Here is an 18,999-nt window from a genome sequence, read left to right on the forward strand (position 1 = left end):
AGGGCGGGCTGTCCTTTTGAATTGGCGCTGGAGCAACCATAGGCGCAGGACCCGGTCCGACTTGACGCGGAGTACGGAACCAGAACGGACGGACGTTCGATCTCGTCCCCCGAGCGTCAAGAAATCGTCAAGAGTTAGGTAAGGTAACGAACTACTTGGGTGCGGAGTCTCCCGGCTCCGTGTCCGATGGACCTGCGCTCCACGCGGGAGGCGCGAGGGAGAGGGAAGGGAACGGCCGCTGACAGTCCACCACCTCAACCAGCTTCTGCTCGTCTGCTCGCTCGTCCTGCTCGTCGCCGTGGCAGCGGTCCGGATCTCCTCGCGCAGCGGGCTCCCCAGCCTGCTCGTCTACCTGGGGATCGGCATCGCCATGGGCCAGGACGGCATCGGCGGCATCCACTTCAACAACGCCGAACTCACCCAGATCATCGGGTACGCGGCCCTCGTCGTGATCCTGGCCGAAGGTGGTCTCGGCACGAAGTGGAAGGAGATCGAGCCGGCCCTGCCGGCCGCCTCCGCGCTGGCGCTGGCAGGGGTCGCGGTGGGCGTCGGGGTCACTGCCACGGGCGCCCACTACCTGATCGGCCTGGAATGGCGTCAGGCACTGATCATCGGGGCGGTCGTCTCCTCGACGGACGCGGCGGCGGTGTTCTCCGTGCTGCGGAAAATTCCCCTCCCCGCGCGCGTGACGGGCACGCTGGAGGCCGAGTCCGGCTTCAACGACGCCCCCGTGGTCATCCTGGTGGTCGCCTTCTCCCAGGCCGGGCCGATCGAGCACTGGTACGTCCTGATCGGCGAGATACTGCTGGAACTCGCCATCGGCGCGGCCATCGGTCTCGCAGTGGGCTGGCTGGGCTCCTGGGGCCTGAGGCATGTGGCGCTGCCCGCCTCCGGTCTGTACCCGATCGCCGTCATGGCGATCGCGGTCACCGCGTACGCCGCGGGCGCCCTGGCGCACGGAAGCGGCTTCCTGGCCGTCTACCTCGCCTCGATGGTCATGGGCAACGCGAAGCTGCCCCACTGGCCCGCCACCCGCGGTTTCGCCGACGGGCTCGGCTGGATCGCCCAGATCGGCATGTTCGTCCTGCTCGGTCTGCTGGTCACGCCGCACGAACTGGGCGACGACATCTGGCCCGCGCTCGTCATCGGACTGGTGCTGACGATGGTGGCCCGCCCGCTGAGCGTCGTGGTCTGTCTGACGCCGTTCCGGGTGCCCTGGCAGGAGCAGGCCCTCATGTCCTGGGCGGGGCTGCGCGGCGCCGTGCCCATCATCCTGGCGACGATCCCCATGGTGGAGGGCGTCGACGCCAGCCGCCGGATCTTCAACGCCGTCTTCGTCCTGGTCGTCGTCTACACCCTGGTCCAGGGGCCGACGCTGCCCTGGCTCGCCCGCCAGCTGCACCTGGGCAAGGACCCGGAGGCCGCCGACCTGGGCATCGAGTCGGCACCCCTGGAGCGGCTGCGCGGCCATCTGCTCTCCTTCGCGATCCCCGAGGGGTCGAGGATGCACGGCGTCGAGGTCGGAGAGCTGCGGCTGCCGGCCGGGGCCGCCGTCACCCTTGTCGTGCGCGACGGAAAATCGTTCGTGCCTCTGCCGACGACGGTGCTGCGCCGCGGGGACGAGCTGCTCGTGGTGGCCACGGACCCCGTCCGGGACGCGGCGGAGCGGCGGCTGCGCGCCGTGGGCCGGGGCGGCAAGCTGGCGGGCTGGCTCGGCATGAACGGAGACGCCGGTCGTTAAGGGCGTGTTTCGTATGGTTCACACTGGCGCCCATCACAGGCGTACGTGCGCGTGGTGCTCATTTTCACAGGCCCACCGCTTCATGATCCCTGTATTATGAAGGCGCATTGTGATCGAACCAACTCTGCCTGACGCAGAGCTGGCGCGACCGTATGGCGGCCGCAACGCCCTTCGCAGGGGGCGCCGGTATCTACCGCAGTCCGCGCAAGAGGACAGCTCTCGGCGAACCCGCCCCGCACCGGGGCCGCGCGCTACCAGGCGGCAGAAAGGCACGGGCCGTGGCATCCACGGTCACCTCCCGCCCCGGATACGGGCAGCTGCTGCGCACCCGCGGCGCCTGGACGTTCCTGCTCCCCGGCTTCGCGGCACGCCAGCCGTTCGCGATGCTCACCCTCTCCATCGTGCTCCTCGTGCAGCACACCACCGGCTCGTACGGTGCGGCAGGCGCCGCCGCGGCCGTCACCGGCGTCGCCATGGCACTGTTCGCCCCCTACAGCGGCCGCCTCGCGGACCGCTACGGGCAGCGTGCCGTGCTGCTCCCCGGCGTCCTGGTGCACACCCTGTCGGCCCTGGCCCTGACGGTGCTCGCCCTCGCGCACGCGCCCCTGTGGGCCCTGTTCGTGGCGGCGGTGCCCACCGGCGCCTCGGTGCCGCAGATCGGCCCCATGGTGCGCGCCCGCTGGGGCGTGAAGCTCCAGGGCTCGCCCCTGATGACGACAGCGGCGGCCTTCGAGTCCGTCACGGACGAGCTGACCTTCGTCGTCGGGCCCCTGCTGGCCACCGCCCTGTGCACCACGGTCCACCCGGCCGCCGGCCTGGTCGCTGAGGCCTCGCTCACCCTGCTCGGCGGTTTGCTGTTCGCCGCGCGCAAGAGCACACGGCCCGCCGTCACGGCGGCGGAGCACGCGCGCGTGAAGCACGCCTCCGCGCTGCACGTCCCCGGAGTGCGCGTCCTGATCGTGACCTTCCTGGGCATCGGCTCCGTCTTCGGCGGGATGCAGGTCTCGCTGGCCGCGTTCACCGAGTCGATCGGCGAGCCCGGCCTCAACGGCGTCCTGTACGGCGTCTTCGCCGCGGGCAACATGCTCTCCGGCGTCGTCTGCGGTGCCGTCGCCTGGCGGACGGCCCCGCAGCGGCGCCTGGTCATCGGGTACGCCGCCCTCGCGCTGGCCGCCTCCGGCCTGTGGGCCGCGCACTCGGTGCTGGTCCTGGCCGGCCTCGGCCTCCTGGTCGGTATGTGCATCGCGCCCGCCCTGATCACCGGCTACACCCTGGTCGACAGCCTGGTCCCGGCCGGCGCCCGCACCGAGGCCTTCACCTGGCTGACCGGCGCGGTGGCGCTCGGCCAGGCGGCCGCCGTCACAGTCGCCGGACAGCTGGAGGACCGCTTCTCGGACGGCGCCGGATTCCTGGTGCCGATGGGCGGCACGGTGCTCGCCCTGGTGACCCTGGTGGCGCTGCGCTCGCGGCTTTCGGCACGGCCCCGCGGCCGTACCGTCGCACGTGGCGTCGGTCACCGCATGCCGGTGGCAGTGGACTGATCCTCGGGAATACGTCACTATGGACGCTCGTTAGCACTCATTGAGTGAGAGTGCCAGGAGGAAGACAAGTGCCGACCTACCAGTACCAGTGCACCGAGTGCGGCGAGGGCCTCGAGGCGGTGCAGAAGTTCACCGACGACGCCCTGACCGAGTGCCCCCAGTGCGATGGCCGCCTGAAGAAGGTGTTCTCCGCGGTCGGCATTGTCTTCAAGGGTTCCGGCTTCTACCGCAACGACAGCCGCGGCTCCTCGTCGAGCAGCTCGCCGGCGTCCGCCTCGAAGTCGTCGACGTCCGGCTCGTCGACGTCGGACTCCTCGTCGTCGTCCTCCTCCTCGTCGTCTTCGTCGTCCTCGGACACGAAGTCGTCGAGCACCAGCGCCTCCACCGGCAGCTCCGCCGCGTAGCACCCGCTCACCGGACCCTGCCGGCGTACGACATGTCCGTCGTACGCCGGCAGGGTCTTCGGCGTATCCGGACCCGCTCCCTGCGCCGTCCGGGCGCCAGCTAGTGTGCCTGTCATGGCGAAGGCAGAGATCGGTGTAATCGGCGGCTCCGGCTTCTACTCGTTCCTCGACGACGTGACCGAGATCGAGATGGACACCCCGTACGGTCCCCCCAGCGACTCCCTCATCCTCGGCGAGATCACCGGCCGCAGGGTCGCCTTCCTGCCCCGGCACGGACGCGGACACCATCTGCCGCCGCATCGCATCAACTACCGCGCAAACCTGTGGGCACTGCGCTCGGTCGGGGTGCGCCAGGTCCTCGCCCCGTGCGCGGTGGGCGGCCTGCGCCCCGAGTACGGGCCGGGCACGCTGCTGGTGCCGGACCAGCTGGTCGACCGTACGAAGTCCCGGGAACAGTCCTACTTCGACGGGGTGCCGCTGCCCGACGGCACGGTGCCGAACGTGGTGCACGTGTCCCTGGCCGACCCCTACTGCCCGGCCGGCCGGGCGGCCGCGCTGAAGGCGGCCCGCGGGCGGGACTGGGAGCCGGTGGACGGCGGCACGCTGGTCGTCATAGAGGGCCCGCGCTTCTCGACCCGGGCCGAGTCGCTGTGGCACCAGGCGCAGGGCTGGTCCGTGGTGGGCATGACGGGTCACCCCGAGGCGGCACTCGCCCGTGAACTGGAGCTCTGCTACGCCTCGCTGACGCTGGTCACCGACCTCGACGCGGGCGCGGAGACCGGCGAGGGCGTGTCCCACGACGAGGTGCTGCGGGTGTTCGCGGCGAATGTGGACCGGCTGCGGGGTGTTCTCTTCGACGCGGTGGCCGCGCTGCCCTCGAACGAGGAGCGGGACTGCCCGTGCAGGACGGCGCTGGGCGGGATGGATCCGGGGTTCGTGCTGCCGTAGGGAGTTGTGGGGGCGCCGTGGGAGTTGCGGGGCGCCGTAGGGAGTTGCGGGGCGCCGGACCGTCCGGAACGTCCCGTTCGGGTGAGGGAGTTGTCCACAACCGGCCGGTAGTCCACGGGCTCCGGCGGGCGGCGGCCCGAGGCCTCATCGTGGCAGGGCAAGCCGGTCCCTCGTCCACAGGTGGTGGTCCCGTGTCCTTCGCTCACTCCTCCTCCACGTCCGCCTTCCCTTCCGCATCCGCGTTGCCCGACGCTCCCGCGACCTGCCAGGTGCCGCACTTCGCTCCTGTGCGGGTGCGGGGCGGGCGATATCAGCTGCACCGGTTCGTACGGCATCGGAGGCGGGCCGTGGCGGCTGGGCTCGCCGTCACCGCGGCCGCACTGGTGGCGGCGGGGCCACGGGAAGCCGACCGGTCCCGTGGACATCCGGTGGCCGAACCGGTACGGGAGCGCCGCGCCGTCGAGCTGGTGGCCGCGCCGGTGCGGATCGCCGACGGCGCCACGGTCCGGCTGCTCAGGCCCGGTGACCGCGTGGACGTCGTCGCAGCCGGGGACGCGACGGCGGGCGGCGAGGCGGCGCTGGTCGCACGCGGGGCGCGGGTGACGAAAGTGCCGGAACCGCTGGACGGCGCCGCTCAGGACGGAGCGCTGGTCGTGCTCTCGGTGCCGCGTTCCACCGCCACGCGACTGGCCGGTGCGAGCGCGACGGCCCGGCTGGCGGTGACGCTGTGCTGAGCCGGTGGACAGGGCCGCCTCTTCCTGACGTAGGTTGCGGAGCTGTTCGTTCCACACCCTGTGCGCACAACGAGAGGCCCCGAGGTGAGCGAGAAGAAGGATGCGAGCGTCTGGCAGGGCTTCAAGGCCTTCCTGATGCGCGGGAACGTCGTCGATCTGGCGGTGGCGGTTGTCATCGGCGCCGCATTCACCAACATCGTCAACTCGGTGGTGAAGGGCCTGATCAACCCGCTGGTCGGAGCGATCGGCACCAAGAACCTCGACAACTACAGCTCCTGCCTCAGTTCGACGTGCGAGGGCGACCGCGGCATCCGGCTGCTGTGGGGCTCGGTTCTCGGCGCCACGCTCACCTTCGTGATCACGGCGACCGTCGTCTACTTCCTGATGGTCCTGCCCATGTCCAAGTACCTGGGGCGACTGGAGGCCAGGAGAAAGGCGAAGGAGAGCGCACACGAAGTCATCGAGGTGACCGAGCTGGAGGTGCTCAAGGAGATCCGCGACGCGCTGCTCGCCCAGCAGCAGCGCGGGCCGGGGCGCGACGGGCGGTAGGGCCTCGTCGCCCGGGCGCAGAAGCGCCGGCGCGCGGCTCAGAGGTGATGCGGCGGCTTCTCGTCGAGGAAGCGCTTCAGGTCGGCCGCGCTGTCGCCGGTGGCGCCGGGCCGCTCGCCCCATCCCCGGTCCGTGTCGTCCGAGGACTGCTGGTCCAGCGGGTCGTCGAAGATCAGCGCGGGCTTCGGCTCGCGCGGCTCGGACTCGGCGGCGGTGCTCATGTGTCCAGAGTACGGGCCCCGGGCGGCACTCCGCCCGCTTGTGAACTCGTTCACAAGAATTTCCGCCACGCATCTGCTGTGCTTGGACCCATGACGTCCAGTCCCACTCCGGCCCCCTCCCCGCCGGGCGCACCCGGAAGCCGCGGTCCCCTGCGCAGACTCACCGCCCGGGGCCGCGACGAGGCCCATCGGGTCGCCTCACCGCTGGAGCTCTTCTTCGACCTGTGCTTCGTCGTGGCCGTCGCCCAGGCGGGCATGCAATTGGTGCACGCCGTCGCCGAGGGGCATGCGGGCGAAGGAATCCTCAATTACGCGATGGTCTTCTTCGCCATCTGGTGGGCGTGGATGAACTTCACCTGGTTCGCCTCGGCGTACGACAACGACGACGTGCTCTACCGCGCCGTCACCCTTGTCCAGATCGCCGGGGTGCTCGTCCTCGCGGCCGGGATCTCCCAGGCGTTCGAGGACCACGACTTTCTGGTCGTCTGGCTGGGCTATGTGATCATGCGGCTCGCCATGTCCGCGCAGTGGCTGCGCGTGGCGCGCTCCAGCGACGGCACGGAGAGAACGACGGCCCGGCGGTACGCGGGCGGCGTGCTGCTCTGTCAGGTCGGCTGGCTGGGACTGGTGGTCCTGCCCGAGGAGGCCAGACCCTGGGCGTTCCTGGTGATGGCGCTCCTCGAAATGTGCGTGCCGCTCTATGCGGAGCGGGCCTTCACCACGTCCTGGCACCCGCACCACATAGCCGAGCGGTACGGGCTCTTCACGATCATCGTGCTCGGCGAGACGATCGCGGCGGCCACCGTCGCAGTGAAGACCGGCATCGACGAGAACGACGCGCTGGGCGAGCTGCTGCCGATCGCCGCGGGCGGGCTGCTGATCATCTTCGCCGCCTGGTGGATCTACTTCGTGGTGCCCATCCACGGCCATCTGCGCTCCAACCGGCAGGCGTTCCTGTGGGGCTACGGCCACTACATCGTCTTCGCCTCGGCCGCCGCGATCGGCGCGGGCCTGGAGGTCGCGGTCGAGCAGGCCGTCGGCAAGGCGCACATCTCCACGCTGGCCGCGTCCGCCGCGGTGACCCTCCCGACGGCGCTCTACCTGCTCACCGTCTGGGCCCTGCACGCACGCCACTTCAAGATAGGCATCGCCGAGCAGCTGATCCTGCCGACCACGGCGCTGCTGGTGATCCTCTGCACCTTCCTGGGCGACTGGGCCGTCCTGGCTGCCGGTGTGGTGTCGGCGCTCTCGGTGGCGACCGGCGTGACACTGACCTCGCGCACGGCGTTCCGGGAGCACAAGGCCACCCGGCCTGCGGCCTGACGGGCCGGACATGGTGGCCTGGCGGGGGCTGGACACGGCGGCCTGGCGGAGGCCGGACATGGTGGCCTGACGGCCGGACACGGCGGCCGGAGGTGACCGCTGTGGCGTGGTGACTGCACGAGACTGCCCGCATGACAGTTGACGCATTGGCCGACGCTTTGACGGACGTCACCGGCGTGCGGGTGGGGCACGCGACGCGCACCGGCGAGGGTTGGCTCACCGGCACCACGGTCGTGCTCGCCCCCGACGGCGGGGCAGTCGCCGCCGTGGACGTCCGCGGAGGGGGTCCCGGCACCAAGGAGACCGACGCGCTCGACCCGCGCAACCTTGTGCAGAAGGTCGACGCGATCGTCCTGACCGGAGGCAGCGCGTACGGGCTCGACGCGGCGGCGGGGGTGATGGCCTGGCTGGAAGAGGAGGGGCGCGGTGTGCCCGTCGGGACGGACCCGGCGCATGTCGTGCCCGTGGTGCCCGCGGCATGCGTCTTCGACCTGGGGCGGGGCGGCGAGTTCCGGGCCAGGCCGGACGCGGCCACCGGCCGGGCGGCCGTCGAGGCCGCCGCCGCGAGCGAACCCGGCTCACGGGTTCAGGAGGGGTGCGTGGGCGCCGGCACCGGAGCCGCGGTCGGTCCGCTGAAGGGCGGGGTCGGCACCGCAAGCACCGTCCTGGCCTCGGGGATCACCGTGGCCGCGCTGGTGGTGGCCAACGCCGCGGGGTCGGTGACGGATCCGGAAACGGGTGTCCTGTACGGGGAGTTGTTCCAGGGGCGCGTGACGTACCCGGAGCAACACGTCCATGACGCGGCACGCCGCCGCCTCGCCGAGACCGCGGCAGAGAACGCGCCTCCCCCACTGAACACGACGCTCGCGGTGGTCGCCACGGACGCCCATCTGTCGAAGGCGCAGGCGCAGAAGCTCGCCGGCACGGCGCACGACGGCATCGCACGGGCCGTACGGCCGGTGCATCTGCTCCACGACGGAGACACGGTGTTCGCGCTCGCCACGGGAGGCCACCAGCTCGCCGCGGAGAACCCCCTCGCCCTGAACGAGATCCTCGCGGCGGGAGCGGACATGGTGACCCGCGCGATCGTGCGCGCCGTGCGCGCCGCCGAGCCGGCATCCGGACCGGGCGGATCGTGGCCGTCGTACGAGGAGTTGTACGGGAGTGGGAACCGGTAGCCGGTAGCCGGTAGCCGGTAGCCGGTAGCCGGTAGCCGGTAGCCGGTAGCCGGTAGCCGGTAGCCGAGGCTAGTGCGCACCCCCGCCCGCAAGTTGTGATTGTCCCGGTTCTGTCACGCGCTGGCGCCAGAGGCGACCGGAGGGAACCTCACCGGCCGCCCCGTCCCTCTTTCTCCACGCACTGGAGCGGATCACGCACATCACACGAACTGGGAGCAGCCCGTGACAACGCCGGACATAGCAGCGCGGCGCGTACTGGGGGCCTGTGCCGCCCTGATGGTCGGCACCCTCACCCTCACCGCGTGCGGCGGCAACGCCAACGCGAGCAACGACGGCAAGGGCGGCAAGGACTCCGCCGAGTCCTCCGCCGCGAAGATAGTCATATCGGCGAAGAACGGCTCGACCGGCGCGTCGATCAACTCGACGGGCGTCAAGGTCAGCAATGGCAAGCTGACCGGCGTCAAGATGACAGTGGCGGACAGCGGGCAGGCCGTACCGGGCACACTGTTGGCGAACGGCGGCGCCTGGAAGCCGAAGGAGCAGCTGGAGCGCGGCACCAAGTACGAGATATCGGCGACCGCGAAGGGCAGCAACGGCAAGACCGTCGCCGCCGACTCGACGTTCACCACGGTCTCTTCCGCGAACAGTTTCGTCGGGACGTACACGCCGGACGGCGGCACCACCGTCGGCGTCGGGATGCCGGTGTCGTTCACCTTCGACAAGGCGATCAGCGACAAGAAGGCCGTCCAGTCCCACATCAAGGTCACCTCCAGCAGCGGGCAGAAGGTCGTCGGGCACTGGTTCGGGGCGGACCGGCTCGACTTCCGGCCCGAGAAGTACTGGGAGACCGGGTCCAAGGTCACGATGAAGATCGACCTGGACGGGGTCGAGGGCGCCGACGGCGTCTACGGGGTGCAGAAGAAGACGGTCACCTTCACGATCGGGCGGTCGCAGGTCTCCACGGTCGACGTCAACACGCAGACCATGACCGTCGTGCGGGACGGACAGACTCTCAAGACGGTGCCGATCTCGTCGGGCAGCGCGGAGTTCACGACGTACAACGGGCAGATGGTGATCTCCGAGAAGTTCACGCAGCTCCACATGGACAGCAGGACGGTCAACCTCGCCGACGCGTACGACATCAAGGACGTCCCGCACGCGATGCGTCTGACCAGGTCGGGGACGTTCATCCACGGCAACTACTGGTACAACAAGGCCAACCCGCCGTTCGGCCGCGAAGGCACCAGCCACGGCTGCGTCGGGCTCCAGGACGTCCAGGGCGCGCAGGGCGACACCAGCGCCAAGTGGTTCTACGACAACTCGATGGTCGGGGACGTCGTGATCGTCAAGAACTCCCCCGACAAGCCGGTGGCGCCGGACAACGGTTTCAATGGCTGGAACATGCCGTGGAGCGAGTGGACCGCGGGGACCTCGGAGAGCACAGCCTGATCCGGACATCCGGTCACTTCGATCACCTGATTCGCCGAAGTGCCCTCTGAACAGTGCGTTTTGACGGATCCTCGGGCCGCGTGGGAACTTCCCTGGGCGGCCCGGGCGTTTTCCGGGCGTACGTTTTCTCGGTTCCCGGACATGATGTCCGACCGAGGGGCTACGGTATGCACCCACAAGGTGACATGCAGCAACGCCGGGAGAAACCTTGAGCGTTCCGTACGAGACGACAGCGTACGAACCACCCGAGTCGCCCGAGTCTCCGGAGGAGCACCTCGCGCGACTGCTCGGTCGCGCCCTGAACTCGTTCGAGCTGCCCGACGAGGTGATTCGGCGGCTCGACTGCGCGCTGGCGCACGACAGTTCCCTGCACTCCGCGCACCACAGCGCGGGGCTGCACCGGGAGATGTACCGGCACACCTGGCTGCTCGCCGACGGCTCGGCGCTCACGCTGTGGGAGCTCGTCCACAACACCGCGCCGGGATGCGGCCCACAGCATGAGGTGTACGCCGAGGAGGAAGAGCTGCGCGCCGCGACGGCCCGGCTGCCGCTGTCTCCGGACACCCCGGACTTCGAGCTGCCGGTGACGGTCCAGCTGTCGCCGGTGCATCCGCCCCGGCACGCGTACGTACCGGACGACTCGGCGGACCACGCGCGCCGGCTTCTGCGCCGGGCGGAGAACGCCGACCGGCCGGACGCGGCGACCGCCGCCCTGCTGGCCAGGGAGGCGTTCGCGCACCAGATCACACAGGCCTTCGGCCGCCCGTACCGCGCGGGGCGCGGCGCACTGCCCTTCTCGCTCTACGAGCACGCGTTTCTGCTGCGCGACGGGAAGGAGATCTCCCTGTGGGAGGTCGAGCACACGGCGACGCCCGACGGGCGGCACATGTGCGAGGTGTATGTGAGCGAGGACGTGGCCCGGGAGGCGATGGAGCGGCGGGCGGCACAGGTGCTGTGAGGGCCGGCCGGCCAGGGCGATGCGCTGCCGCTGGCCCGCGCCTCGCGCGCCGACCCACCCCGCGGCCACCGCGCGTGAGCACGCGCCGCGCCTCAGCAGCTGCCATTCCTCAACGCCCGCGGTCGCCTCTCAGCGGCCGTCGCTGAACTGCCGTACCAGACCCGCGAACGCGTCCTCCTCCGCCGGAGTCAGCTCGACGCACTCCAGACGCGGGGCGGCCCGCCGCTGGGACGGGAGGGCGGGCAGATTGCCGCCGGCACGCCGCAGGGCGGCTTCGAAGCGGCCGCGGCGCAGCATGTGAGCCAGCCCCAGCGTCCAGGCGAGGGTCACCAGGACGAGAAAGCCCACACCCACCAGCTGGTAGATCGAGACGTGCTCAGGCATGCGGTCCAGTAGACACCACGGTCCGGGAATTCACCCCGGACCGTGATGTATCTCGCAGGTGCCGTGAACCACCCACAGCACCCCAAAGGGACGGCCTACGCGGCCACCGGCTCCTTCGCCTGCGCCGCCGCCGCGGTCGCACCCGCGCCGGACTCGGAGGCCACGGCCCCCGGCACCGGCTTCCGCATCCCCTTCAGGACGACCACCAGCGCCGTCGTGACGCATACGCCCGCGGCGATGGCGATCAGGTAGAGGAACGGGTTGCCGATCAGCGGGACCACGAAGACGCCGCCGTGCGGGGCGCGCAGGGTGGCGCCGAAGGCCATCGACAGCGCGCCGGTGACCGCGCCGCCCACCATCGAGGAGGGGATGACGCGCAGCGGGTCGGCCGCGGCGAACGGGATCGCGCCCTCCGAGATGAAGGAGGCGCCCAGTACCCAGGCGGCCTTGCCGTTCTCGCGCTCGGTCTGGGTGAAGAGCCTGCCGCGCACGGTCGTCGCCAGGGCCATGGCCAGCGGCGGGACCATACCGGCCGCCATCACGGCCGCCATGATCTTCATCGCGGAGTCGCTGGGGCTCGCGACCGCGATACCGGCGGTGGCGAAGGTGTACGCGACCTTGTTGACCGGGCCGCCGAGGTCGAAGCACATCATCAGGCCGAGCAGGGCGCCGAGCAGGACGGCGTTGGAGCCGGTGAGGCCGTTCAGCCAGTCGGTCAGGCCCTTCTGGGCCGAGGCGATGGGCTTGCCGATCACCACGAACATCAGGAATCCGACGATCGCCGAGGACACCAGCGGGATGACCACCACCGGCATGATGCCGCGCACCGCCGGTGGGATCTTCACCTTCTGGATCGTCAGCACCACACCGCCGGCGATCAGACCGGCCGCGAGACCGCCGAGGAAGCCCGCGTTGATGGTCATGGAGATCGCGCCGCCGACGAAGCCGGGGACGAGGCCGGGACGGTCCGCCATGCCGTAGGCGATGTAGCCCGCCAGGACCGGCACCAGGAAGCCGAAGGAGACGACGCCGATCTGGAAGAGCAGCGCGGCCCAGCTGTCGCCCTGGGTCCACACGAAGTGGTCCATGACCGACGGCGCCTTGTTGATCTCGTAGCCGCCGACCGCGAAGCCGAGGGCGATCAGCAGACCGCCGGCCGCGACGAACGGGACCATGTAGCTGACACCGCTCATCAGCCACTTGCGCAGCCTGGTGGCGTAGCCCTCGCCGGGCTCGCCGGTGCGCTCGACCGGTGTGCCGGGCGTGGCCGCCGCGGTGACCTCGCCGCGTTCCGCCTTTCCGCGGACCTCGGAGATGAGCTCGGCGGGCCGGTTGATGCCGGCCTTCACACCGACGTCGACGGTCGGCTTGCCGGCGAAACGGTCCTTCTCGCGTACGGGCACGTCGTGGGCGAAGATCACACCGTCCGCCGCCGCGATCACGGCCGGGTCGATCCGGGTGAAGCCGGCCGAGCCCTGCGTCTCGACGACGACCTCGATGCCCGCCTCGCGGCCCGCGTTCTCCAGCGACTCGGCCGCCATGTAGGTGTGGGCGATGCCGGTCGGGCAGGAGGTGACGGCGACGATGCGGAACGGCCGCCCGCCCCCGTCGGACGTGTCGCCGGACGTATCGCCGGACGTGTCGGCGGACGGCGTGGTGCCCGTGGCGGCGCCGGGGGAGGCCGCCCCCGGCGCCGCCACGGAGTCTTCGGAGGCACCCTCGGAGGCCGCCGCAGGCTCTTCGCCTCGGACGAGCGCGACCGCGGCCGACGCCTCGGACACCGACCGCAGCGCGTCGGTGAACTCGGGGTTCATGAGCTGGCGTGCCAGCGACGAAAGGATCGTCAGATGGGCGTCGTCGGCGCCGGCGGGGGCGGCGATCAGGAAGATCAGGTCGGCGGGGCCGTCCGCCGCGCCGAAGTCGATGCCGACGGAGCTGCGCCCGAAGGCGAGCGTCGGCTCGGTGACGTGCTGGCTGCGGCAGTGCGGGATGCCGATACCGCCGTCCAGGCCGGTCGGCATCTGGGCCTCGCGTGCCGCCACGTCGGCGAGGAAGCCGTCCAGGTCGGTCACCCGGCCCAGTGCGGCCATGCGCCCGGCGAGGGCGCGCGCCGCCGCTTCCTTCGTGTCGGCGGACAGGTCGAGGTCGACCAGATCCGCGGTGATCATGTCGCTCATCGCGGGCTCCTTCGCACGCGTATCGCCCGGGGACTGGGATGGGCGGGGAGGGGGACGGGGGTGCGGTGGGTGCGGCGGGTGCGGCGGGGGTGGGTGGAGAGGGCGGAGGCGGTGGAGGCGGTGGAGGCGGGGCCGGGGCAATCCCGCCTCACCCGGGCGGCAGGATGGCTCAGATCTGCCTGCCGCCCGTCGGCCGCGGCGAGTAACGGGGATCCTCGCCGCACCGGGGCCGGTCCGCTGAGAAGGCCGGAGCCGCGAAGTGCGGAGCCGCGAGGGCCGGAGCCGCGAAGTGCGGAGCCGCGAGGGCCGGGGCCGACAAGGCCGGGGCCGAGAAGGCCGGAGCCGAGAAGGCCGGAGCGCGCGTGGTCGATCATGACACCGGCTCCTTCAGGACTGACACCGGCTCCTTCAGTACGCGGTCGACCGGCACATCGCCCGTGACCGTCACCGCCGCGAGGTCCAGGTCGCCCGGCGTCGGCATCACGCTCCCGGGCAGCTGCACGGCCGCCGCTCCGTGCGCGACCGCCGAGGCGAGCGCCGCCGGTCCGCTGCCGCCGGCGATCAGGAAGCCGGCGAGCGAGGAGTCTCCGGCGCCGACATTGCTGCGTACGGTGTCGACGCGCGCGCTGCCGAACCAGGCGCCCGTGCCGTCCACGAGCAGCTGCCCGTCCGCGCCGAGGCTCGCGAGCACCGCGCGTGCGCCCAGCTCACGCAGTTCCTCGGCCGCCTTCATCGCGTCGCCGACGGTCGTCAGGGGGCGTCCCACGGCTTCCGCGAGCTCCTCCGCGTTCGGCTTGACCACGTCGGGCCGCTCGCGCAGCGCCGCCAGCAGCGCGGGACCGGAGGTGTCGAGAGCGATCCGCGCGCCCGCGGAGTGCGCCCGCGCGACCAGTTCGGCGTACCAGGCCGGTGCGAGCCCGCGCGGCAGGCTTCCGCAGCAGGCGATCCAGTCGGCGTCGACCGACTGCCGCCGTACCGTCTCCAGGAGCAGCTCCCGCTCGGCCGCGGCCAGTTCGGGCCCGGGCGCGTTGATCTTCGTGAGGACCCCGTCCGACTCCGCGAGCGCGATGTTCGAGCGGGTGGCTCCGGCGACCGGGACCGGCGCGACCTCGATGCCCTGCGCATGGAGCAGATCGGCGACCAGCGCCCCCGGCGCCCCGCCCAGCGGCAGTACCGCGACCGTGCGCCGTCCGGCGGCCGCGACGGCACGCGAGACGTTGACGCCCTTGCCGCCGGGGTCCATGCGCTCCCCTGTGGCGCGGATGACCTCTCCGCGGTCCAGCGAGGGGACCTCGTAGGTGCGGTCGAGGGACGGGTTGGGGGTGACGGTCAGGATCATGCGCGCACCACTTCCGTGCCGCCGCGCTCGATGGCGCGGGCGTCCTCGGGGCTCAGTCCGCTGTCGGTGATCAGCAGATCCACGTCGCTCAGGTCACCGAAGCGGGCGAAGTGCTCCTGGCCGTACTTGAAGGAGTCCGCCAGCAGCACCACACGGCGGGCGGCGGCGATCGCCGCCCGCTTGACCGCGGCCTCAGCGAGGTCGGGCGTGGTCAGGCCCTGGTCGGTGGAGAAGCCGTTGGCCGCCACGAACAGGACGTCGGCCCGGATCTCGCCGTAGGCACGCAGCGCCCAGGCGTCCACGGCGGCGCGCGTACGGTGCCGCACGCGCCCCCCGACGAGATGGAGCTGCAACCCGGGGTGGTCCGCGAGACGGGCCGCGATCGGCAGGGAGTGGGTGACGACGGTGAGCTCCGCCTCCAGCGGGAGGGCCCCGGCCAGACGGGCGACGGTCGTACCGGCGTCGAGGATCACCGTGCCCGCGCGCGGCAGCTCCGCGAGGGCCGCCTTCGCGATCCGGTCCTTCTCGTCGGCCGCGGTCGACTCGCGCTCGGTGAGGTCCGGCTCGAAGTCGAGCCGCCCGGCCGGGATGGCACCGCCGTGCACCCGGCGCAGCAGCCCGGCCCGGTCGAGGGCCTTCAGATCCCGGCGGATCGTCTCCGCCGTGACCTGGAACTCCTCGGCCAGCGACACCACGTCCACCCGGCCGCCGTCACGGGCCAGCCGCAGGATCTCCTGCTGCCGCTCCGGTGCGTACATGCCCGTTCCCTTCCGACTGATGCCCGAATTTGTGGTTTCGCCGAGAGGCTACGCCCAGTTGTCCGATAAGTAAACGGGTTCGGGCGCGGGCCGGACACAACCGGGCATGGCCACGCACGCGGATGCCTGCTCGCCGCGCTCCGGCACGGGCAATGCGCCCGCGCTCGGGCACGGCAATGCGCCCGCCCTCGGATCATGAGGACGGGCGCACCGAGAACATCTCCCCGAACGGGGAACCGTCTCACCCCATGAGCGCCGGCTCGCTCTCCGAAGCCGTCGCCCGCGCACCCTCCGCCGCCACCTTCTCCGCATCCCGCGCCCCCCGCCCCGGCAACGCGAACATCAGCAGGAAGATCACGGCCATGACCGCCGCCACCCAGCCCAGCGCATGCTGGAAGGCGTTCACGAAGGCGGGGCCCAGCTGGTCGTGGCCCAGGTCCTCGTCGATCACGCCGAAGAAGACCACGGACACCAGGCCCAGTCCCAGCGCGTTGCCCATCTGCTGCACGGTGTTGATGAGGCCCGACGCCGAACCGGAGTGTTCGCGCGGGACACCGGACAGCACCGCGTCGGTCAGCGGGGCGACGATCAGGCCCATGCCCACGCCCATCACGACCAGCGGAAGGGCCATCTGCCAGGAGGCGATGGACGTGCCGTACCGCTCGGACTCCCCCATGTAGATCAGGACACCCGCCGTCATCAGCAGCGCGCCCGCCTGGAGGACCGTGCGTCCGCCGAAGCGCGGGACCAGCTTCTGGACCGAGATGCCGGCCGCCGTGGAGACGGCGATCGAGAACGGCACGCCCGTCAGCCCGGCCCGCAGCGACCTCCAGCCGAGGCCCTCCTGCATGTACAGCGTCCACACCAGGAAGAAGACGCCGAGTGCGACACCGAAGACGGTCTGCACGGCGATGCCGGCTGCGAAGCTCTTCACCTTGAACAGGGACAGTTCGACGAGCGGGGAGCCGTCGCGGGCGGTCTTGCGCCGTTCGTACGCCACCAGCGCCGCGAAGACGCCGAGTGCGCCGGCCATGGAGACGTACCCCCACAGCGGCCAGCCGAGCTCACGGCCGCGGGTCAGCGGGTAGAGCAGCATCAGGAGGCCCAGGACGACGAGGGCGACCCCGACGAGGTCCAGCTTCAGCGCCTTGGGCGCCTTGGACTCGGTGATGAACCGGCGCCCGAGGATCAGGCCCGCGATGCCGACCGGGAGGTTGATGAGGAAGATCGGACGCCATTCCAGACCGAAGAGGTTCCACTCGGTGAGCAGTGCGCCGAGCAGCGGACCGGAGACCGCCCCGAGCCCCACGATCGCGCCGAACAGCCCGAACACCTTGCCCCGCTCGTGTGCCGGGAAGGTCGCGTGCACGATCGACAGGACCTGCGGCACCATCATCGCGGCCATGGCGCCCTGGAGGATGCGGGAGGCGACCAGCATCTCCGGGCCCGCCGCGAAGCCGCACAGCGCGGACGCGAGGGTGAAGCCGCCGATGCCGATGAGGAACAGCCGCTTGCGGCCGTGGATGTCGCCGAGGCGTCCGCCGGTGACGAGGCCGGCGGCGAAGGCGAGCGCGTAGCCGGCGGTTATCCACTGGATCTGGCTGACGGACGCGCCCGCCTCCCGCTGGATCGAGGGAATCGCGATGTTGACGATCGTGACGTCGACGAGGTCCATGAAGGCCGCGGTCATCACGATCGCGAGGGCGAACCAGCGGCGGCGGTCCGCGGCCGGGGCCTGGGCCGGGTCTGCCGAGCTGTCCGGGCCCGCTGAGCTGCTGTGGCTGCTGTCGCTGCTGTCCACAAGAGGTTCGGTGGAGGTCATGTCCCCAAAGCTATGACCACATTAGGTCAGATCATGTCCTAGTTCTGCGGCATCCTCGGATACATGACGACGGACACTCCGGCCCGGCTCCTTCAGCTCCTCTCCCTCCTCCAGACGCCCCGCGAATGGCCCGGCGGCGAGCTCGCCGACCGGCTCGGGGTGTCCCGCCGTACGGTCCGGCGGGACATCGACCGGCTGCGCGAGCTGGGGTATCCGGTGCAGGCGACCATGGGCGCCGACGGCGGCTACCGGCTTGTCGCGGGCAAGGCGATGCCGCCGCTCCTGCTCGACGACGAGGAGGCGGTGGCGATCGCGGTCGGGCTGCGGGCCGGGGCGGGCCACGCGGTCGAGGGGGTGGACGAGGCGTCCGTACGGGCGCTGGCCAAGCTGGAGCAGGTGCTGCCGTCGCGGCTCAGACACCGCGTGTCCACCCTCCAGGCCGCGACCACACCGCTGACCAGCGGGGACGGGGCGAGCATCGCGCCCGAGACGCTGACCGTGATGGCCTCGACGGTGGCCGGACGGGAGCGGCTGCGGTTCGCGTACCGCGCCGGGGACGGCACCGAGTCGCGGCGGGTGACGGAGCCGTACCGGCTGGTGTCGACGGGGCGCCGCTGGTACCTCGTGGCCTACGACCTCGACCGCGCCGACTGGCGCACCTTCCGCGTCGACCGGGTGAGCGAGCCGTTCGCGACCGGGGCGCGGTTCGCTCCGCGGGAGCTGCCGACGGGGAGCGCGGCGGAGTACCTGCGGCGGTCGATGTACCGCCGGCAGGAGACGTACGAGTTCACCGTCACCTTCGCCGCACCGGCCGACGTGGTCGCCGCCCGGCTGCCGGCCTGGCTCGGCAGGCCCGAGCCGCTGGACGACGGCACCTGCCGCCTGCGGGCCGAGACCGGGGACTCGGCCCAGTGGCTGGCGGTGCGGCTGGCGATGACGGGGGTCGAGTTCACGGTGCACGAGCCGGAGGAACTCCTGCGGCATGTACGGGAGTTGGGCGGGCGACTGGTCCGGGCGGGAGGCGCCTGAGAAACGGCGCGCCCGAGACGGGCATCGTCGGCCGTTCAACCGTCAACAGCCGTGCGTAGGGCGGCACTTGGTGGGCCGGTCGGAGGTGTTCGGCCCATGTGACACAATCTGCCATCCGGCGGGCCACCCCGGTGTTCAGGTACGGGGTGCCCCGCCGCTCAGCGTGCCCGGGGACACCCGAGACCCTGCCCAGGCCACCCGAGGACGAAAGAGCCGGACCCCGGCGCCCAGGGGGGTGGGGCGCCGGAGCCCGGCTGGGGGTGAGTCCCGGCGCCGGGGGGAGTGCGTCGGGACGTGGATCAGGGGGCCGGGGGCATGGCCCCGGGCCCGGACTTCAGGGACCGAAGTCCCGAACTCCTGAGCCCTGAAGACTTGTTCCCATGGCCATGCCGCTTGAAGCGGCGTAACACCGCCATGTTTGCGCGGTCTTTCGCCACCCGGCGT

The 18,999-nt window shown here is 71.4% G+C and carries 17 protein-coding genes; 11 read left to right on the forward strand and 6 right to left on the reverse strand.

What is annotated here, in order from left to right:
- Positions 1-238 precede the first annotated feature (238 nt).
- The 6 genes from F7R91_RS12195 to mscL all read left to right on the forward strand — a co-directional run bounded on the left by F7R91_RS12195 (position 239) and on the right by mscL (position 5,917).
- Positions 239-1,741: a potassium/proton antiporter gene (locus tag F7R91_RS12195; RefSeq protein WP_150947566.1), complete on the forward strand. Its 1,503-nt coding sequence runs from the start codon at positions 239-241 to the stop codon at positions 1,739-1,741.
- A 278-nt stretch (positions 1,742-2,019) separates the two neighbouring features.
- The gene (locus F7R91_RS12205; RefSeq protein WP_150947568.1) at positions 2,020-3,282 is read left to right on the forward strand and encodes an MFS transporter; all 1,263 of its coding nucleotides are present in this window, start codon (positions 2,020-2,022) and stop codon (positions 3,280-3,282) included.
- 68 nt (positions 3,283-3,350) lie between these two features.
- A complete protein-coding gene (locus F7R91_RS12210) occupies positions 3,351-3,686 on the forward strand; it encodes an FmdB family zinc ribbon protein (protein WP_150947570.1) in 336 nt (111 codons plus the stop codon).
- A 114-nt stretch (positions 3,687-3,800) separates the two neighbouring features.
- Positions 3,801-4,634, forward strand: a complete 834-nt coding sequence (locus tag F7R91_RS12215; RefSeq protein ID WP_150947571.1) for an S-methyl-5'-thioadenosine phosphorylase — start codon at positions 3,801-3,803, stop codon at positions 4,632-4,634.
- Between the two features lie 191 nt (positions 4,635-4,825).
- Positions 4,826-5,368: a CpaB family protein gene (locus F7R91_RS12220; protein ID WP_408056025.1), complete on the forward strand. Its 543-nt coding sequence runs from the start codon at positions 4,826-4,828 to the stop codon at positions 5,366-5,368.
- An 84-nt stretch (positions 5,369-5,452) separates the two neighbouring features.
- On the forward strand, positions 5,453-5,917 hold the full coding sequence (gene mscL / locus F7R91_RS12225) for a large conductance mechanosensitive channel protein MscL (RefSeq protein ID WP_150947573.1): 465 nt from the start codon (positions 5,453-5,455) through the stop codon (positions 5,915-5,917).
- A gap of 38 nt (positions 5,918-5,955) precedes the next feature.
- On the opposite strand, the gene F7R91_RS12230 is transcribed toward mscL, so the two are convergent.
- A complete protein-coding gene (locus F7R91_RS12230) occupies positions 5,956-6,138 on the reverse strand; it encodes a hypothetical protein (RefSeq protein ID WP_150947575.1) in 183 nt (60 codons plus the stop codon).
- Between the two features lie 90 nt (positions 6,139-6,228).
- Between F7R91_RS12230 and F7R91_RS12235 the strand changes: the two genes are divergently transcribed.
- From F7R91_RS12235 to F7R91_RS12255, 4 genes are all read left to right on the forward strand, one after another.
- A complete protein-coding gene (locus F7R91_RS12235) occupies positions 6,229-7,461 on the forward strand; it encodes a low temperature requirement protein A (protein WP_150947576.1) in 1,233 nt (410 codons plus the stop codon).
- Between the two features lie 131 nt (positions 7,462-7,592).
- On the forward strand, positions 7,593-8,639 hold the full coding sequence (locus tag F7R91_RS12245; RefSeq protein WP_150947578.1) for a P1 family peptidase: 1,047 nt from the start codon (positions 7,593-7,595) through the stop codon (positions 8,637-8,639).
- A gap of 222 nt (positions 8,640-8,861) precedes the next feature.
- Positions 8,862-10,088, forward strand: coding sequence for a L,D-transpeptidase (locus F7R91_RS12250; protein WP_150947581.1), 1,227 nt, complete (start codon positions 8,862-8,864; stop codon positions 10,086-10,088).
- 208 nt (positions 10,089-10,296) lie between these two features.
- A complete protein-coding gene (locus F7R91_RS12255) occupies positions 10,297-11,046 on the forward strand; it encodes a DUF6227 family protein (RefSeq protein ID WP_150947583.1) in 750 nt (249 codons plus the stop codon).
- Between the two features lie 129 nt (positions 11,047-11,175).
- Here the strand turns inward: F7R91_RS12255 and F7R91_RS12260 are convergent, their stop codons facing one another.
- The 5 genes from F7R91_RS12260 to F7R91_RS12280 all read right to left on the reverse strand — a co-directional run bounded on the left by F7R91_RS12260 (position 11,176) and on the right by F7R91_RS12280 (position 17,526).
- Positions 11,176-11,430 (reverse strand): hypothetical protein, encoded by a 255-nt coding sequence (locus F7R91_RS12260; RefSeq protein WP_150947585.1) that lies wholly within the window; start codon positions 11,428-11,430, stop codon positions 11,176-11,178.
- Between the two features lie 95 nt (positions 11,431-11,525).
- Positions 11,526-13,607: a PTS fructose transporter subunit IIABC gene (locus F7R91_RS12265; RefSeq protein WP_150947587.1), complete on the reverse strand. Its 2,082-nt coding sequence runs from the start codon at positions 13,605-13,607 to the stop codon at positions 11,526-11,528.
- A gap of 370 nt (positions 13,608-13,977) precedes the next feature.
- Positions 13,978-14,946, reverse strand: coding sequence for a 1-phosphofructokinase (pfkB, locus tag F7R91_RS12270; protein ID WP_150947589.1), 969 nt, complete (start codon positions 14,944-14,946; stop codon positions 13,978-13,980).
- The gene (locus F7R91_RS12275) at positions 14,943-15,704 is read right to left on the reverse strand and encodes a DeoR/GlpR family DNA-binding transcription regulator (RefSeq protein WP_150947591.1); all 762 of its coding nucleotides are present in this window, start codon (positions 15,702-15,704) and stop codon (positions 14,943-14,945) included. Before F7R91_RS12275 ends, pfkB begins: the two co-directional genes overlap by 4 nt.
- Before the next feature lie 241 nt (positions 15,705-15,945).
- Positions 15,946-17,526 (reverse strand): MFS transporter, encoded by a 1,581-nt coding sequence (locus tag F7R91_RS12280; RefSeq protein WP_150947593.1) that lies wholly within the window; start codon positions 17,524-17,526, stop codon positions 15,946-15,948.
- A 63-nt stretch (positions 17,527-17,589) separates the two neighbouring features.
- Here F7R91_RS12280 and F7R91_RS12285 point away from each other — a divergent pair, with 63 nt between their 5' ends.
- Entirely contained in the window at positions 17,590-18,555 is a 966-nt protein-coding gene (locus F7R91_RS12285; RefSeq protein ID WP_150947595.1) for a helix-turn-helix transcriptional regulator, read from the forward strand.
- The last annotated feature ends 444 nt before the right edge of the window (positions 18,556-18,999 follow it).

This window comes from Streptomyces luteolifulvus, from assembly GCF_008806595.1.
Classification (GTDB): domain Bacteria; phylum Actinomycetota; class Actinomycetes; order Streptomycetales; family Streptomycetaceae; genus Streptomyces; species Streptomyces luteolifulvus.